The following is a 16,654-nucleotide window of genomic DNA, read 5'->3' on the forward strand; positions in this document are numbered from 1 at the left end:
AAGGATGAATATTTAAAAAATTTGATTGGCTGCTATCGGTTTATTTTTGTCGCATCTGAAACCATTCAAGCTGGTCTGCCAGAATTTCAGCTTCAATGGACTCCGGGCTTTCGGATATCAGGCAAGTATTGATGATACTAATAAGTTGGTTTTTCAATTCTTGACTATTTTCATCCCAGTACCACTCATGAGCATGCGAGATCATAAACATATAAAAATCCCTTTCAGACCGAAGGGTAAGTAATTTAATAAAGCATTTAGTACTATAAGGCTTATCCATAGGGAAATGCTGAATCAATTCTGATAACCAACTCACCGGCTTATTTTTAACCATGGTATAAAATCCATCCCATTGATTGGTTTCGGCTATTTTTCTCAGTAAATAACCAGGATCTTCCTGTTCATTTCCGAAAAAACGTTCTTCAACCTGAACATGACCGTATCCATCCGGATGAAGGATCACTGTGCGGAGATCATCACATTCTGCTAATAAGTCAACGTAATTCATAATTCCCACATATATCTAACCTAATAAGCACTCATCTTATGTCAGATAATTAATAATACATAGATACTTTATTCATTCTTGATGCCTGTCTGTCTATCGTTACAGAAAAAATGATGAACCGGCCCATGTCCATGACCTACTTTTAATTGGTCAGCATGAATGATTGCCTGAGAAATATATATCTTGCCCAATGTCACTGCCTGCAACATGTGATATCCCTGAGCAAAATATGAAGCAATAGCAGAAGAAAGCGTGCACCCTGTACCGTGTGTATTCGTTGAATGAATTCTTTTTGCTGTCAGCAATTTTGTATATTCTGGAAAAATCAGTAAATCATTGCTGTTCTCATTCTGCTCCAGATGCCCTCCTTTCAGTAATACTGCCTTCACGCCAAGCTGACGCAATCCGGAAATCATCTTCGTCATATGATTCACGGTTACCGGCAGCGGCATCCCTGTCAATACCGCTCCTTCAGGAATGTTTGGTGTAACCAAGTCAGCAAGAGGGAATAATTCATCTTTCAGGATCCGAATGGCAGAATCCTGTAACAACGGATCGCCACTGGTTGCGACCATAACTGGGTCAACCACAACAAACGATGGACGATACTGCCTGAGCTTATCAGCAACCACCCGAATAATAGCGCAATCAGCCAGCATTCCGATTTTTACTGCGGCAATATTCAGATCCGTAAATACAGCATCCAGTTGCTTCGCAACAAACTCAGCAGGCACCGGGAATACTCCAGAAACCCCCACCGTATTCTGCGCGGTAATCGCAGTAATTACCGAACAGGCATAGCCTCCGGTCGCAGAAATAGCTTTAATGTCCGCCTGAATACCAGCACCACCACCACTATCAGAGCCTGCAATAGTCAATACCACGGGAACAAAAGACGAATGTAACGGAGAAGGCTGGGTAGGATCTGACATGTAGGCTCCTTGTACTGACTACCGGAACCTGTGTTACCGACCGAAGAACCCCTCCTGCCGATAAGACTGATAGTTCCCTACGCCAGTATTAACTGAATCAGGTTCAACGGGTCTCGCTCTATGCAATCTCAGCCTTTCGGCACCCCGACTATGTTGTTGTGAATAATAACCGGTTTTATCAGGTTTAGATATCCTCAGTCGATCCATCATATAGATAATGTTGAGGCATTAATATTGAACACTTAGCGTTAAAGGCAATGAAACATGGGAACCATTTTGTCAAAAGTACAAAATGACCGGAATCCCAATGATTTTAGCTCTTCTTTGATTTCTTGAATCTGATAGCCGAGATGTTCTTCTTGATGTGAATCAGAACCGATTGTCAGTATTTTACCGCCAAGTTCTTTATATAAGCGAAGAATATCGCGGGAAGGTGTTAAATCGGTTAGTCCATATCTAAAGCTAGAGGTATTTATCTCGATACCTTTACCATCCGCAATAACCATATTAAGGATTTTCGTTATCAGATCCCGTGTTTTACTAAATGGATAATTGCCATATTCATCATAACGTTTAATCATATCCAAGTGCCCGAGCACACTGTAGTTTTTATAGACACTAATAACTCTGAGTATCTCTTCATAATAACGTGTCTGAAACTCTTCCTGAGTTTTTCCTTGTTGAAATTCTTGTGTCCAAAATTCTTTATCTTCAACCTGATGGCAGGACAAAATAACAAAATCAAATGGATATTGGTCAAAATCTTTCTGGAATTCGGCAATCGTATGTGTCTGCATGCCAAACTCAATACCAAATTTCAGAGAAATCGCCCTAGAATATTTTTCCTTTAGAGATAAATATTCTTTCTGATAGCTTTCATAATGACAGTTTGTTCCTGTATTCATCAGCCCTTTCTGATAGGAAAGTGCTTGAGGCTTTACACCATGATCAACATGTTCGGTAAAACACAACTCCTCAATACCCAGAGAAATGGCTTTTTGCACAACCTCTTCTATTGGGTAAATAGAATCATCACTAAAATCTGTATGAACATGGTAATCAATATACATTCGGTATCTCCTTTAACTGAATAAATTTTGGCTAAGTAGAGAATTCAACAGCGGTTCACGTATCATTATCAGATCTCATTACTGATAATAACAGTGCAATCTAACTGGGAAAAATGATCCTGTAATTCTACATTTCCGGGAGAACAAACCAGATAATCGATATCCTGAGATTGTAAAAACGGATAAGAAGCTAATGCTTCAATTTTGTCATCGGTACAAAGAGCGATAATGGCACCGGAGCGAGAAGCAGCAAGACGTTTAAACTCCCCATCCTGATAATGAATCGCCGTGAATCCAACATCTGAAGACCAGCCACAAATCCCCATAAAGCACAGATCAAAACGGAATTTATTCAACGCTTCTGCGGCGGTAATATCAATTGCACCACCCACTGCATAGTTAAGCTCCCCGCCAAGAAGAATCGTCCTGATATGCTGCCGCTCAAGTAAACGGGAAGCGATAGCCGGGCTGTTGGTGACAACCGTTAATCCAATGTTGTTTGGAAGGAGGCTGGCGAGCAACATATGAGTGCTGCTCGCATCAAGAAAAATCACCTGTTCCTTTTTGATAATAGACAAAGCCGCAACAGCCAACGCCTGCTTCTCACTGTTATGATTTTCCAGCCGTTGCTCCTGCGTCCCTGTTGGAGGGGCAAGCGATAGAGCCCCTCCGTGGATACGTTTGCATAACCCTTCATTAGCAAGAAAACGCAAGTCCCGACGAATCGTAGCCTCTGTGGTGCTCAATTGAACGGCTAAATCGGCAGCCATCACTTTGTTATGAGATTTGAGTAGATTGAGAATCAATTGATAGCGTTCTTCTGGTGAAAATTTATCCATTATCCGATCTCCGTCATTCATGTACTGCGTGCAGTATAAACTGCTCATCATAAATGTTCATATCTGTTCGTTTTATAGAACAAGAATTAGGCTATTCAAGCAGTTATACTTTTCGTTATGTCACCGGAATAGATGAATTACCCTTTTTCCTGTAGAGCCAGAATTTGTAATATTGTATGCATCACCGCATCTTCATCGTTAGAACGGGTAATGTAGTTTGCAACAGCTTTAGTTTCATCAAAGGCATTACGCATGGCAAAACTAAAATCCGCACATTCCATCAATTCAATATCATTGAAACCATCTCCGAATACCATGGTCTCCGCCTTTGTTGCCCCTACCATAGATTGCAGCCTTTCTACGGTGGTACCTTTATGCACGCCAGCGTTTGCGATGTCTATCCACGCAGCTTCAGAAACCACGATATACGCTAAATCATCAAAGTGAGATAATTGAGGTCGGATAGCGGGACATTGTTTATTTTCATCATAAACCGTGATCTTCACAAAGTCAGAATCAATCTCATCATAGGCATCGACCAATTTTACTCTAGCATAAGAACGCCGGACCAAAGTACGTAGATGCTCAGGCGTATCTTGCTTGATAACGGCGTATTCGGGGGTACAGGCGATAACAATATGCGAACCGTCTATGGCCTCTAGCTGGCCAATAATATCTAATCCTAACGCATTATTAAGTAAGGACTGGTAAACATATTCTCCCTGATGCTTAATACGGGTTGCACTGTCTCCCAGGATCCAAAAATCTTTGCTTTGTTCACCCAGTAACTCTTCAACCCGCTCAACTTGTTTACCGGTACATGGTGCAAACTTTACGCTGTGCTCACACATTGTTGCCACGACTTTCTGGAATAATTCACGGTTGTAGTCACCCTGACTGTTCAGGAAAGTGCCATCCATATCAGTGATAATAAGTTTGATCATTGTGTACCTCTGTTTCTGTAAACGGTTTAATTGCTCACCATAAGAACACAGACAAACTAAAACATCAACAAATGAACATTAAAATGTTTTTATGTGTTCATATTGACCGATTTTTATGTATAATCATGCCACTGCATGTCTTAACTCAATTTTCACTTAAAAACAGGAGATCCTATGTTGTCAGCACTGCTAATGCCTCGTGCTCATCTGGACAGAATTGCAACACGTTCAGCGTTTTTTGGTACCGGATTTGTCACCGCAGCCTGGGCGGCGATAATTCCTTTTGTGAAATTAAACGTGCAAATCAGCGATGGCACCATGGGATTAATGTTACTGTGTTTGGGATCCGGCGCATTATTGGGAATGCCTCTGGCTGGGATCTGTACCGGTAAATATGGATGTAAACCTGTATTACTTATATCCATAGTGGGGTTTGTGACACTATTCCCACTATTGCTCCTGATCAATTCGTGGTTTTTTCTGGCTATCACTTTGATTCTGTTTGGTGTCTTTATCGGAATAACTGATTGCACCATGAACATCCAGGCGGTTGTGGTAGAAAAAGAGGCACAAAAACCCCTGATGTCTGGTTTCCATGGCTTTTATAGTCTAGGTGGCATGTGCGGAGCATTGATTCTGACCATGCTACTATCACTGGGATTAACCGTGATGGCGGCTTGTCTGTTGAGTTCGTTGTTTGTATTGATGCTTCTGGTTACGACCCAATCCGGTTTACGAACCGACAAATCGAAAGAGAAAGGTCCACTGTTTGCTTTACCGAAAGGACCCGTGCTTATTATTGGTATTGTCTGCTTTATTTTCTTTCTGGCCGAAGGTACCGTTCTTGACTGGAGTGGGATCTTCCTAAGCGAATACCGTTCTATTCCTGCGACTTCAGCTGGATTAGGGGTAGCCTGTTTTTCAGTAGCGATGACCATTGGCCGGTTACTGGGTGACCGCGCTGTTAGTTTTATCGGTGCAAAGCGCATGATAATTCTGGGAACAACAACCGCAATGCTTGGCTTCTTCGTCAGCCTTTCATTTGATTACTGGCAAAGCACTTTAATTGGCTATACCTTAATTGGCATTGGTTGCTCAAATATAGTACCGATCATGTTCTCTGCTACCGGAAAACAAAATGTGATGAAGGAATCCTTAGCAGTAACGGCTGTTTCGACCATTGCTTACATAGGGGTCTTAGCCGGTCCGGCCTTGGTTGGTTTTGGCTCTGAGTTATTTGGCCTGGTAAATGCGCTTTATGCGGTAGTGTGTCTGATTTTTATCGCTATGTTGCTAAGCCGCAGAATTCGAGTGTAATCCAATGGCAGACATGGATGGGATGTCGATTTAAGCAACATCCCATTTATAAATTTAAATAATCTCAACAGGTATATGCTGTGCTCTATTGGCCTTCAATTCAATTCGCCAGAGCAACCAGACCACGATAAACAATAATGCATAAAGTACACCGCCTCCAAGAGCGACCACCTCCCAGCCACCTTGCTGCCAACAGAACAATAGATAAAAACCACCAGCACTTCCCCCAATATAATAATTCACCAAGTATTGAGCCGTTGCTGTCGCCTTTGCCTTTATTGCATGTTGCCCAACCCATCCATAAGCAAGCGTATGGGTAAAAAAAGCACCAAAACTAATTAGAAGCAAACCAGCTAACATTGCCGGAATGCTCTCAATAGTTGCGATAATCATACCGGACATACTGATTAATGCTCCAAGTACCATCCCCGTCATAGAGCTGTATTTTTTCTTCCAGATACCTGTCATGTTAGAGCTGACCGTCCCACCCAGATAGCATATAAAAATCAATGAAGTTAAACCGACAGGTAAGGAGTAAGGTTCGGCAGCTAAACGAAAGCCCATAACGGAATATAGGTTTACAAACAGAGCAAAATTAATTGCTCCAATAAGCATGGCTAAACTGAGAATAGGGTTAGAATAATTTTCCAGAATCGACTGCATATGCAGTGATAACTTTCTCTTAGTTGGTTTAAAGTTTCTCTGTTCTGGTAATAACCAGAACACCATTATAGCACCAACAACACTGACCGCAGCCATCACTATCACAGCCATTTGCCAGCTTAACAGGCTTGTCATGATGCCGCCTAGCAAGCGACCACTAATCCCTCCCAAAGAGTTAGCCGCAATATACATACCAATCGCTTTCACAAAAGCATCCGGTGTCAACTCTTCAACCATATATGCAACCGCAACAGCATTAAATGCAGCAGCCGCTATTCCGATACAGCCTCTGGCAAATACTAAAAACCACCAGGAATCAGCAAATACCATGCTAATTTCCAGAAAAGGTAACATCATCAGACCAATTAACATGATACGGCGACGGCCATAAGTTTCTGAAGCTATCGCCCAGGGTAGTAATGCGATCGACAAAGTCAACGTTGCAGCAGCAAATAGCCAGTTCACTATGGTTGATGATACCTGATAATGCTCTGCCATATGCGGAAGCATTGGCTGAAAAAGATAAATATTACAAAACACAATAAATGACGCGAACGCCAAGCATAAAGCGATAACCCGGTAATGCCTGGAACCTGTACCAACCATAATAATTTTCCGTTACTACATAAGAATGTGGACAAATTTATCAACAGCCACTAAATTAATAAAATATATTAAACTTATCGATGTGATATATTTTATTTATTATGGATGTACGCCAGTTAAAACATTTCGTTACTGTGGCTAACGTGAGCAACTTTACTCATGCAGCACAACAACTGCATATCGCACAGCCTGCACTCAGCATCTCTATAAAAAAATTCGAACAGCAGCTAGGAGTACAATTGATTAAGCGGGATGAGCGCAAAGCGAATCTGACTGACGAGGGTAAAGTACTCTACGAACACGCCGTTCGGATACTTCAACAAGTAGAAGACGCTAGATTAGCCATTGATGAAATGAAAGGTTTGATGAAAGGGGAAGTCCGGCTTGGTGCTCCAAGCATGATGGGTTCCTATTTTTTCCCTCAGGTCATCATGGCCTTTAAAAAGACACACCCTCACCTGAAGATATCCGTTGTTGATGCCGGGATACAGTCAGTCCGAAAAATGTTATTAGATGGTGAGCTGGATATCGGTGTAATCCTTAATCAGGATGTTCCGAATAGTCTGGAAACAGACCCACTGTTCTCCTCTCAAATGGTGGCGACAGTTAGTAATAATCACCCTTTAGCTGGGCACAAACAGATCGATTTCCGGACATTTTTTTCCCATGAGCTGGTTATGTTCAAGCCTGGATATTTCCATCGGGAATTCATGGATAACGCCTGTCGGGAGGAGAATATTGAGCCTGACATCGCTTACGAAACCAACTTATTGTCAATGATATTAAGTCTGGTTCGACACCAACATGCTATTACAGCTCTGCTGAAACTCGTTACCGATAATGAACCCGGAGTAACAGGAATACCTTTCCATCCTACGGTGAATCTAGATCTGGCGCTGGCATGGAGAAAAAATGCATACCTGTCATACGCTGACAGAGCATTTATCGAATTTACCAAGCAATATGTATCCTGATACTTTTCACCATAAACCCTATGATTACTCCTACTGCAATATTTCTCAGGTGGTAGTCACTGTTTGGATTCTGTATGATGAAATGTTATTTGCCAGGTAAAATCACAATGACAACAGAAAAAAGCACCATTGGCGCATTAGAAAAAGGATTGCTGGTTCTGAACTGTTTTACTTCCAGTCAATTAAAGCTAGAGCTGAAAGATATTGCGGAAAGCACTGAACTGAATAAATCCACCATACTGCGCATACTCGCAGTGATGCAAGATTATCATTACATCGTAAGAAATGACGATGGAACTTACTCAGTAGGAATACTTCCCAGCCGATTAGGGGCTCGTTACAACGCACTGTTTGAATCATCTGAACAGATTGAAGCTGTCGTCCGACGTATCAGCGAAAGTATCAATGAAAGCGTCGCTTATTATGTCGACGAAGGTGATGACAGGCTGTGTATTTACGCCAGAAACTCCAACCGTGTCATTCAGCATCGTTTTTTGATCGGTGATCGTATTCCTCTTAGCGAAGGTGGTTCGGCCTCCCATATCCTACGTTACTATCTCGGTAAAAAAACGACAAAAGCAGAGGACATCAGGCAAAAAGGGTATTGTGTTACCGCTGGTGAACGAGAATCAGAACAAACTTCTATTTCCGTCCCTGTCTTTGGTACGAATGGAAAACTCGAAGGAGCCATCGTGGTTGCCGGAGTAATCAGCCGACTATCTGAAGAACGGATGGCGGATATTTATCAATTGATATGTGCCGAAATGATCCGGGGAGGACTGCACACACAAGCTTAATCTTTATACAAAGCTCAGCAGATAACATTTATATATCTGCTGACGTTTTATCGTTGCCTAAGAAAAATCTATCATTTATCTAATCAGATCGAAGAAACATATTCTGCACCAAATAAATTCTTTCTTGTTGCTCTTAATATGAATATATCTCTCTAACTCCGCATTTAATATAAAAAATATTATTTCGCACCAAAATAACACAAGCGCACCAAAATTGGGTGATGTAAATATATCCAAATTTTCTATTGAAATTATTTTTTCCTTAATGCTAGAGTGTCATCAGACCAAACGTATTTCATTGAATGAAACGAAAAGGAAATCGTAATGAAAAAAGCAGGAATCATCAAAATTCTCACTATTGCCATCTCTTGCACTCTATTCTCGCAAACGCAGGCTGCCGACTATCCGTCCAAAGATATTCGTATTATTGTACCATTCACTCCTGGGGGCGGTGTTGATACAACGTCCCGGATTATTGCTGAATACGCAAATGAAGAACTGAATGACACTAAAATAAAAATTGAGAACCGCGCCGGTGGAGGCGGGGTGGTAGGCCAGACCTATGCTGCACGAGCAGAACCTGATGGTTACACGATTCTGGCAATGACAAGCTCCGTAGTCACCAACCCAAAGTTAAAACCGGTTGCGTATAAAGTCAGTGATTTCGAACCTGTCGCACTCTACAACTACGATCCAGAAGTAATCGCAGTAGCATCCGATTCAGATATTGATGACATACAAGAGTTTATCGAATTAGCAAAAAAACAAGATATTCACATTACTGAAGCAGGAAACGCCACGTCTCACCACCTGTCCGGCATGGCTATCATCGAAAATGCGGGTCTGAATCTTAAATTCATCCATACCAAAGGGTTTGGTAAACAATTACAAGCTCTACTTGGTGGGCATGCCGATGCAGCGCTTTGGCCATATGGTGAAGCCAAACCACAAATAGATGCAGGTAAAATTCGCTTACTGGCAATCGCAACTCCAGAGCGAATGATTGACCAGCCTGATATTCCAACCTGGAAGGAAAGCGGACTCAATGTCAACGAATGGGCAACATTCCGTGGCTGGGCGGTTCCTAAAGGAACTTCACCAAAAATTGTAACCTATCTTTCTGATTTAATGGGTAAAGTAAACCAAAACCCGGGTTATATTCAGAAAATGAAGGCTCAAGGCTTCCCTCTGTCATATCAGGATGCATCCGGATACAAAGCCGTTATCGATGGCTATGATTCCTTAACAGAAAGCCTGATTAAGAAAATCGCAAAAACAGAATAGCAATAAATATATGGCACGGGGTTATCCGTGCCCCTTTAATGATTTAGGAGGAAAGGATGCAACCACTACAGTCAAAAGATATCTGGCTTGGTCTTTTTTTAATGTTATGTGGCGGATGGAGCTACGGTCAGAGTCAGGGATTTGATTCTACATCCAGAGCGTATCCTATGCTGCTGTCTGCTCTGATTATTATTTTAGGTCTGTCTTTTATAATTCAAGCCATGAAGAATAAAAGCAAAAAACAAGAAAATATCAAAGAAATACTGGTTAAAATAAGAGGCCCTTTCCTGATTATCGGTCTAATGTGTATATGGGTAACATTTCTCTCTCTTAACGTTGGTTATCTATTATCGAGTCTTATTTCTGTTTTCTTAATACTCATATTTATTAGCGAAAAAAATAAGGTAAATAATATTAAAATCACCACCTTAATTGTATTTTCTGTTTTTATTCTATTCGGAGTCATCTTCGATGTTCCTCTTCCATTAAATACGCTAACAGAACACTTTTTAATGTAAAGGCAGGATAATATTATGGATACTATTCTACTCGGTTTTTCAACTTTATTTGCCCCAATCACAATAGCATTTTTACTATTAGGGGTATTTTTAGGACTTATTATTGGTTCAGTTCCGGGTCTAAATGAAAATATTGCCTTTGCTGTATTTTTGCCTTTCTCATTCGCCCTAGAACCAGGATCAGCTTTGGCTCTAATGGTCGGAGTATATTGTGCAACAGCAGTCGGAGGCTCGATTCCAGCAATTATGCTCAAGGTACCGGGAACCGCATCAGCTGTATTAACCGCTGTTGACGGAAATACAATGGCAAGAAAAGACAAAGCCAATACCGCTGTCTCTATTGCTGTTTCGTCCTCTGTTTTCGGGGGATTAACCTCTTCACTGGTACTCCTGTTTTTTGCACCCACTTTAGCTGGATTTGCTCTCCGATTCGGTTATGTAGAAAACTTCGCTCTTTGCGTTCTTGGCTTGTCAGCCGTAATCGGAATGCTGGAAAAAAATGTTCTGAAGGGCTTCCTTTCCGGAATTCTGGGGCTAATGATAGCAACTGTGGGCCTGAGCCTCGAAACCGGTTATCCACGCTTTACCTTTGATAACCCAAACCTATATGAGGGCGTCCCTTTTGTGCCAATGTTAGTTGGTTTATTCGGCATTACTGCTGCTCTTGAACTGGTAGAAGACATTCTTAGTTCAAAAAGAAATCAGCAAGCATTAAAAGAGATCCCCCGAATCAAAGGAAGCCTGCTACCGGACTCTCAACTAATTAAACGCCTGCTACCAACCTGGTGCACAGCTTCCGCTATTGGTAACGTTGTTGGTGTCCTGCCTGGTGCAGGAATGATTATGGCTATTTATCTTGCTTATAATCAGGCCGCAAATAGATATAAACATAAATTTTCTAAAAATAACAATGCCACTGAATGGGGAGAAGGTACACCAGAAGGTATCGCATCACCCGAAGCCGCTAATAATGCCGTTGTGGCAAGCTCTATGGTACCACTATTGGCACTCGGTATTCCGGGAAACTCAGTTTCTGCACTATTTATTGGCGCTCTGATGATTCATGGCATGGTGCCCGGCCCCCTTCTATTTATGAACAACGCAGATATTGCATGGATGATAATTTGTGCATTTTTTGTTGCTAATCTCGTGATGGGACCTTTCGCGATTGTTGTAGTAAAATATGTCTCTGGATTAATTTACAAGCTACCTAAATTTGTTTTGGTTCCAACCATTATATTACTATGCTTAAGTGGTGCTTATGCTGACGGTAACTCTATTTTCAACATATGGGTTGCAGTAGCATCCGGAATATTTGGTTATCTTCTTAATAAGTTTAGCATACAGACATCCCCACTTATTCTTGCCTTAGTTTTAGGAGAACAACTAGAAGATTCATTTTCAAATTCAATGACACTTTCTGATGGAAATTTATTAATATTCTTTGATTTTTACAATCACCCCATCAGCGCCAGTCTAATGATAGCCAGCATTTTATTTACATTACTACCAATAATGAAATTTATAAATAAAACCCGTACCAATATTCATCTATGTTCTGCTGAAAATAATTAATAGGATCATTATATGACAACTAAAAAAACAGCCCTGATTCATTGTGGACGACAAATAAATGATACAACAACAGGATACCCTGTTAACCCTTCTGTAATGCGGGCAAGTACTATCCTATTTAAAGATACAGCCACATGGAACCATTACCGCGAAGCACGTAAAACTGAACGAGTATTAAGCTATGGCGCAAGAGGGACACAAACTAATATTGAACTAGAAAATATGATTACGACTCTGGAAGGTGGCTACCGGACTCAATTATTTCCGACAGGGCTAGCCGCCCTTGCAACAGTCTTACTTCACTATGCTAAAAACGGCGGTCATATTCTAATTACTGATGGCATTTATGCTCCAGTAAGACAAATCTGTGACACGTATCTGGAAAAATACAATACTGAGATTGAATTCTTAAATGCAGACTGTTCCGATCTGTATAAAAAAATTCGTCCGGAAACCTGTCTGGTGTTGTGTGAATCTCCAGCATCAGTACTATACGAACTGATTGATTTGCCGAAAATTACAGCCATCGCTCATAAATATGGTGTACCTGTTGCCATTGATAACACCTATGGCTCAGGATACTTTTTTAACCCTCTCAAGCATGGTGCTGATATTTCAATCATAGCGGCAACCAAATACCTGTGTGGTCATTCTGATGTCGTCATGGGAGCTGTAGTTTGTAATGAACAGGAATTCTCAAATTTTGGAAATGCCTCAGAAGTTCTGGGGATGACGACTTCTCCTGATGACGCCTATCTAGTTCTTAGGGGAATGCGGACTCTAGATATCCGACTCCGGGCTCACGAACAAAGCGCACTCACTATTGCAGATTTTTTCATGCAAAAAGACATTATTAAAACTGTTTATCACCCAGCACTTCCCCATCACCCAGGACACGATATATGGAAACGGGACTTTACTGGCTCTAATGGTATGCTCACTATCGAGTTTGAACAGACCGTAACTGCAGAACAAGCCGTAGCTTTTGTCGATAATTTACAGCTGTTCGGCATAGGTGCGTCATGGGGAGGTTTTGAAAGCCTAGCGTCTGTTGTCAATCCTGTAGCTATCAGAACTCAAACTAACTGGAGTAACCACGGCCAGATGATACGTTTTCATATTGGTTTAGAATCAGTCACTGATTTAATCGCAGATATCGAACAGTCCATGTGTTCATCTATACTTTAATATTGAATAACTCTATACATTTTCTCATACTAAAAAAGCCCTGGTATAACCGGGGCATAAGTAATGATTGGGAATATTCTTGCTGAGAAAAAATAAAAACGTAACTGCACATTATCCCATCACTCAAACGAGAAACTGAGCAGCCACAGAGCGTTACCCCCTTCCTTTATCCCATTATCTTTTCTAAAATCTCATCAATTTTCATCTAATCAGATAACGGCTTGAACATGAACAAAAGTTTCCTTACCAATATCATCGCAATCCTGCTGCTTGCAGCAGGTTATCAGACTGACAGTCAGCTGGTTCTTTACGCCGGGCTATTTGCCTTTTCCGGAGCCATTACTAACTGGCTTGCCATTCATATGTTGTTTGAGAAAGTCCCGGGGCTTTATGGCTCTGGGGTTATCCCGGCTCGCTTCGAGGAATTTAAAACAGCCATCAAGACCCTGATGATGGAACAATTTTTTACCGGTGATAACATCGACCGTTTTCTGAATAAAGAGATGGCCGGCAATATTAAAATTGATCTGCAACCAGTTATCCAGTGTATCGACTTCAACCCGACATTCGATGCTCTTGTGGAAGTAATTGCTAACTCACCATTCGGTGGGATGTTAGCTATGTTTGGTGGTACCGATGCCCTGCAACCACTGAAACAACCTTTTGTAGAGAAGATGCAAGAATCTGTCATTGAAATCAGCCAGAGTGAGGCTGTAAAAAATGCCCTGAAAGATCAGTTTGAGCAGCCAAAAATGATGGATGAAATCCGGGAAAATATCGAAAATATCATCGACCAACGTCTACAGGAATTAACACCTGGACTGGTAAAAGAAATGGTACAAAAGATGATTAAAGAACATCTGGGCTGGCTTGTTGTCTGGGGCGGTGTTTTTGGTGGTCTGATAGGTATCCTTTCTTCTTTTATCGCTTAACCTTTCCCGGAAATAATAAAGAAAGTAGGCAACAGTTCAATATCACTATCAATTCGCACTAATAAACCCCGTACTTCCATAGAAGAAACGGGGTTAGAACAGTATCAGAACCAGCAGTAATTAGCTGTTACTTTCGTGAGACTGATAGTGATAGTTCACATCGACAACCGCACGATACTGCACATCATTACGAGATTTAGAAAACTCTTCAATTGTGATTTCAGTATCATCGATCTGTACACCTTTCACCATATTGTCACCAAAAGTAGGTAGTTTCATTCTCAGTTGAACCGGAGACATCTGGCCAAATTCGTCAACCAGATTATAACCCGCATTAAGAGCTTCAGCTTTAGTCGCGAAGCCATCAGTTACGATGTGGCTGTCACGGTATACAGTCTGAGTGCCTGCAAAAGCGGCAGAACTAAGTAGTAGAGCGGTTGCTGCAATTGTTGTTACTGTTTTCATCTCATCACCTTTCTATATTTTATATGTTACAGAATAATCCGGATTTTCCGGTTACCTATATCTGTCTATTCACTACACGGCGGCACACTGTTTCATGCCCTGTGAATGTATTTTCAGTATCCATAGGTGGAAGATAAAACCCTAATGAAAGAATATAAATTAACCTTTGTTCAGCCTGATTTACATTGATTAGCATCGTTGAGAGTGATTAACAGTTCCAAACAAAAAAAACCTAAGCAAATGATTTTAAACAATATAAATAATAATAAAATATCTAAATCACCTCAATTTATTCCTAGAGTCCCCCCTCCATCTGTAGCGTTTTACCTACGTTTTCTTTTTCAGAAAAATGCCCTTATGAGACGTGTAAGTTTTAGATCAAAAATGTAATTTTTTTACGGCACCCATATTGACACAGGTCACACTTTAAACAATAATGTGACTGTCAGCACAAAATGATATTTATCAAATAACCAAGGAGATTCACTATGGCTTCAATTCTTTCATCACAAGTATCAGCACCAAAAATCGCGGTAAGCAGCTCGGTTATCACGACAGTAAAAGAAATTGCCGGTATTCTGGTACTATTTGCATGCGTTGCACTACCAACGTTTCTGCTGGCTCTTACCTGGGTTTAACATCAGCCCAGGTGTTATTTTCGTTCCTTCCATTTCAATAAAACTGCAACACAAAACATTTAGACTCTTGCACACATCCGAATGATATCTGCCGCGAGAAATCGCTCAATAGAAAGAGTCTGAAATACATGAAAATTTTATTTGTATGCCGTCATAACGCCAGCCGCAGCATTCTGGCTGAAGCCATCGGAAAACAATCCCTTCCCGTCTATTTTGAGATAGCCAGCGCTGGTAGCGAGCCTAAAGGCAGAATTAACCCAAGAATTGCCCGTTATCTGGACAGTATGGGTATTGATTCAGTACAATTTCACAGTACTTCATGGGAAGAACGTCTAAAATTTCACCCCGATATTGTCATTACCGTTTGTGACACTATGCATGATGAACCTTGTCCTAACTGGCTTGCAGATGGTATCCGGGTTGCGTGGGATCTGGAATATATCCCTGGAGAAGAAGTATCTGATGCTGAATTTAATACTCAGTGCGATAAAGTTGTTACATCCCTTCAACGGCGTATCGAACATTTAGGAAGCCTGGATTTTTCTTCCATGTCACGAACAGAAATCCGGGAAATACTACTCAATATGAGAGCGATGTAAATAATACTAAAGGGCAGATATCTCTGCCCTTTTACATTGTATCGACATGTTCCTTTCGGAACTATTTTTCACCGACGCCCATAACGACAGAACGAATACCGTTTTCAGTCTCCAGCTCAAACGGGATGGTTACTGCCACATTTTCAAAACCGGCACCACGTAACACTTTGTCGATAAATGGCAGACTAAGACCACCTTCTTTATCTTCTTCAGCAAGGTAATCCCAGTGAACGAAAATTCCATCCTCCTCAAGCAGGGAATGGATAATCACTGCCGCTTCCTGAAAATCATCCAGATAACTACATACCGAACAGGCAACAACACAGTCAAACTGACCACGAAACGCCGGGTGCTGTGCCACCAGACCACGAGACAAATGGTCAACTACCGGCTCGACATTATCCAGCCATTTTTTGTCCAACTCTTCGATCATAGATTCTGAGCTATCCAAAGCCACAATGTCTTTTGCCAACGGCGATAACTTCTGGCTCAGAAGACCGGTACCACATCCGAAATCAATAAAACGCTTTCGTTTAATATCAATCAACTTCTGAAGCTCAGCATATGCCAGTTCGGAATAAAGAACGGTACTCGTATTCTGTTCCCACTCTGCTGCACATTCATCCCAATCGCGCACCATTTGGCCTCCGTAAATCCCCATACACGCTTGCTGACCCATAATAATTGAAAAACCTGCAATAAGGTATTGATAAGCATAGTGCCAGATTAAACCAAATACCTTTATTCTTCACCTGAAAATCATCCGCTTTTTTAATTAAGCTCACGACTTTTGTGCTCAACTGGT

General features: G+C 41.2%; 18 protein-coding genes and 1 riboswitch. Of the genes, 10 read left to right on the plus strand and 8 right to left on the minus strand.

The features are described 5' to 3' along the window. Nucleotides 1-40: 40 nt before the first annotated feature. From CSW98_RS07490 to CSW98_RS07510, 5 genes are all read right to left on the minus strand, one after another. Nucleotides 41-517, minus strand: coding sequence for a hypothetical protein (locus CSW98_RS07490; protein ID WP_157810361.1), 477 nt, complete (start codon nucleotides 515-517; stop codon nucleotides 41-43). 59 nt (nucleotides 518-576) lie between these two features. Further along, a complete protein-coding gene (thiD, locus tag CSW98_RS07495; RefSeq protein ID WP_100799847.1) occupies nucleotides 577-1,440 on the minus strand; it encodes a bifunctional hydroxymethylpyrimidine kinase/phosphomethylpyrimidine kinase in 864 nt (287 codons plus the stop codon). Between the two features lie 57 nt (nucleotides 1,441-1,497). Next, nucleotides 1,498-1,597, minus strand: a riboswitch (TPP riboswitch). Nucleotides 1,598-1,688: 91 nt separating this feature from the next. Further along, the gene (locus tag CSW98_RS07500) at nucleotides 1,689-2,510 is read right to left on the minus strand and encodes a histidinol-phosphatase HisJ family protein (protein ID WP_100799848.1); all 822 of its coding nucleotides are present in this window, start codon (nucleotides 2,508-2,510) and stop codon (nucleotides 1,689-1,691) included. Nucleotides 2,511-2,578: 68 nt separating this feature from the next. After that, nucleotides 2,579-3,349 carry a DeoR/GlpR family DNA-binding transcription regulator gene (locus CSW98_RS07505; protein ID WP_100799849.1) on the minus strand — a complete coding sequence of 257 codons (771 nt, stop codon included), beginning with the start codon at nucleotides 3,347-3,349 and terminating at the stop codon, nucleotides 2,579-2,581. 137 nt (nucleotides 3,350-3,486) lie between these two features. After that, on the minus strand, nucleotides 3,487-4,293 hold the full coding sequence (locus tag CSW98_RS07510; RefSeq protein WP_100799850.1) for an HAD family hydrolase: 807 nt from the start codon (nucleotides 4,291-4,293) through the stop codon (nucleotides 3,487-3,489). A 174-nt stretch (nucleotides 4,294-4,467) separates the two neighbouring features. On the opposite strand from CSW98_RS07510, the gene CSW98_RS07515 reads away from it, so the two are divergent. Continuing rightward, a complete protein-coding gene (locus CSW98_RS07515; RefSeq protein WP_100799851.1) occupies nucleotides 4,468-5,610 on the plus strand; it encodes an MFS transporter in 1,143 nt (380 codons plus the stop codon). A 54-nt stretch (nucleotides 5,611-5,664) separates the two neighbouring features. Here CSW98_RS07515 and CSW98_RS07520 read toward each other — a convergent pair whose 3' ends face one another. Further along, nucleotides 5,665-6,879 carry an MFS transporter gene (locus CSW98_RS07520; RefSeq protein WP_100799852.1) on the minus strand — a complete coding sequence of 405 codons (1,215 nt, stop codon included), beginning with the start codon at nucleotides 6,877-6,879 and terminating at the stop codon, nucleotides 5,665-5,667. A 101-nt stretch (nucleotides 6,880-6,980) separates the two neighbouring features. Here CSW98_RS07520 and CSW98_RS07525 point away from each other — a divergent pair, with 101 nt between their 5' ends. The 7 genes from CSW98_RS07525 to CSW98_RS07555 all read left to right on the plus strand — a co-directional run bounded on the left by CSW98_RS07525 (nucleotide 6,981) and on the right by CSW98_RS07555 (nucleotide 14,147). Continuing rightward, nucleotides 6,981-7,853, plus strand: a complete 873-nt coding sequence (locus tag CSW98_RS07525; RefSeq protein WP_100799853.1) for a LysR family transcriptional regulator — start codon at nucleotides 6,981-6,983, stop codon at nucleotides 7,851-7,853. Nucleotides 7,854-7,960: 107 nt separating this feature from the next. Next, the gene (locus CSW98_RS07530) at nucleotides 7,961-8,650 is read left to right on the plus strand and encodes an IclR family transcriptional regulator (protein WP_198517306.1); all 690 of its coding nucleotides are present in this window, start codon (nucleotides 7,961-7,963) and stop codon (nucleotides 8,648-8,650) included. A 324-nt stretch (nucleotides 8,651-8,974) separates the two neighbouring features. Next, nucleotides 8,975-9,934, plus strand: coding sequence for a tripartite tricarboxylate transporter substrate binding protein (locus CSW98_RS07535; protein ID WP_100799855.1), 960 nt, complete (start codon nucleotides 8,975-8,977; stop codon nucleotides 9,932-9,934). A gap of 56 nt (nucleotides 9,935-9,990) precedes the next feature. Then, the gene (locus tag CSW98_RS07540; RefSeq protein ID WP_100799856.1) at nucleotides 9,991-10,452 is read left to right on the plus strand and encodes a tripartite tricarboxylate transporter TctB family protein; all 462 of its coding nucleotides are present in this window, start codon (nucleotides 9,991-9,993) and stop codon (nucleotides 10,450-10,452) included. Between the two features lie 15 nt (nucleotides 10,453-10,467). Beyond that, complete coding sequence (locus CSW98_RS07545) at nucleotides 10,468-12,027, plus strand: tripartite tricarboxylate transporter permease (RefSeq protein ID WP_100799857.1); 1,560 nt, start codon at nucleotides 10,468-10,470, stop codon at nucleotides 12,025-12,027. Between the two features lie 12 nt (nucleotides 12,028-12,039). Then, a complete protein-coding gene (gene metC / locus CSW98_RS07550; protein WP_100799858.1) occupies nucleotides 12,040-13,215 on the plus strand; it encodes a cystathionine beta-lyase in 1,176 nt (391 codons plus the stop codon). Nucleotides 13,216-13,442: 227 nt separating this feature from the next. After that, nucleotides 13,443-14,147 carry a DUF445 domain-containing protein gene (locus tag CSW98_RS07555; protein ID WP_100799859.1) on the plus strand — a complete coding sequence of 235 codons (705 nt, stop codon included), beginning with the start codon at nucleotides 13,443-13,445 and terminating at the stop codon, nucleotides 14,145-14,147. A 120-nt stretch (nucleotides 14,148-14,267) separates the two neighbouring features. On the opposite strand, the gene CSW98_RS07560 is transcribed toward CSW98_RS07555, so the two are convergent. Continuing rightward, the gene (locus CSW98_RS07560; protein WP_100799860.1) at nucleotides 14,268-14,612 is read right to left on the minus strand and encodes a DUF3316 domain-containing protein; all 345 of its coding nucleotides are present in this window, start codon (nucleotides 14,610-14,612) and stop codon (nucleotides 14,268-14,270) included. Between the two features lie 488 nt (nucleotides 14,613-15,100). Here CSW98_RS07560 and CSW98_RS17545 point away from each other — a divergent pair, with 488 nt between their 5' ends. Both CSW98_RS17545 and CSW98_RS07565 read left to right on the plus strand, forming a co-directional pair. Beyond that, entirely contained in the window at nucleotides 15,101-15,250 is a 150-nt protein-coding gene (locus tag CSW98_RS17545; protein ID WP_157810362.1) for a hypothetical protein, read from the plus strand. Between the two features lie 128 nt (nucleotides 15,251-15,378). Continuing rightward, on the plus strand, nucleotides 15,379-15,849 hold the full coding sequence (locus tag CSW98_RS07565; protein WP_100799861.1) for an arsenate reductase/protein-tyrosine-phosphatase family protein: 471 nt from the start codon (nucleotides 15,379-15,381) through the stop codon (nucleotides 15,847-15,849). A 61-nt stretch (nucleotides 15,850-15,910) separates the two neighbouring features. On the opposite strand, the gene CSW98_RS07570 is transcribed toward CSW98_RS07565, so the two are convergent. After that, nucleotides 15,911-16,489: a class I SAM-dependent DNA methyltransferase gene (locus tag CSW98_RS07570; protein ID WP_100799862.1), complete on the minus strand. Its 579-nt coding sequence runs from the start codon at nucleotides 16,487-16,489 to the stop codon at nucleotides 15,911-15,913. Nucleotides 16,490-16,654 lie beyond the last annotated feature (165 nt).

It is taken from the genome of Vibrio sp. HA2012, assembly GCF_002812955.1.
Taxonomy (GTDB): domain Bacteria; phylum Pseudomonadota; class Gammaproteobacteria; order Enterobacterales; family Vibrionaceae; genus Vibrio.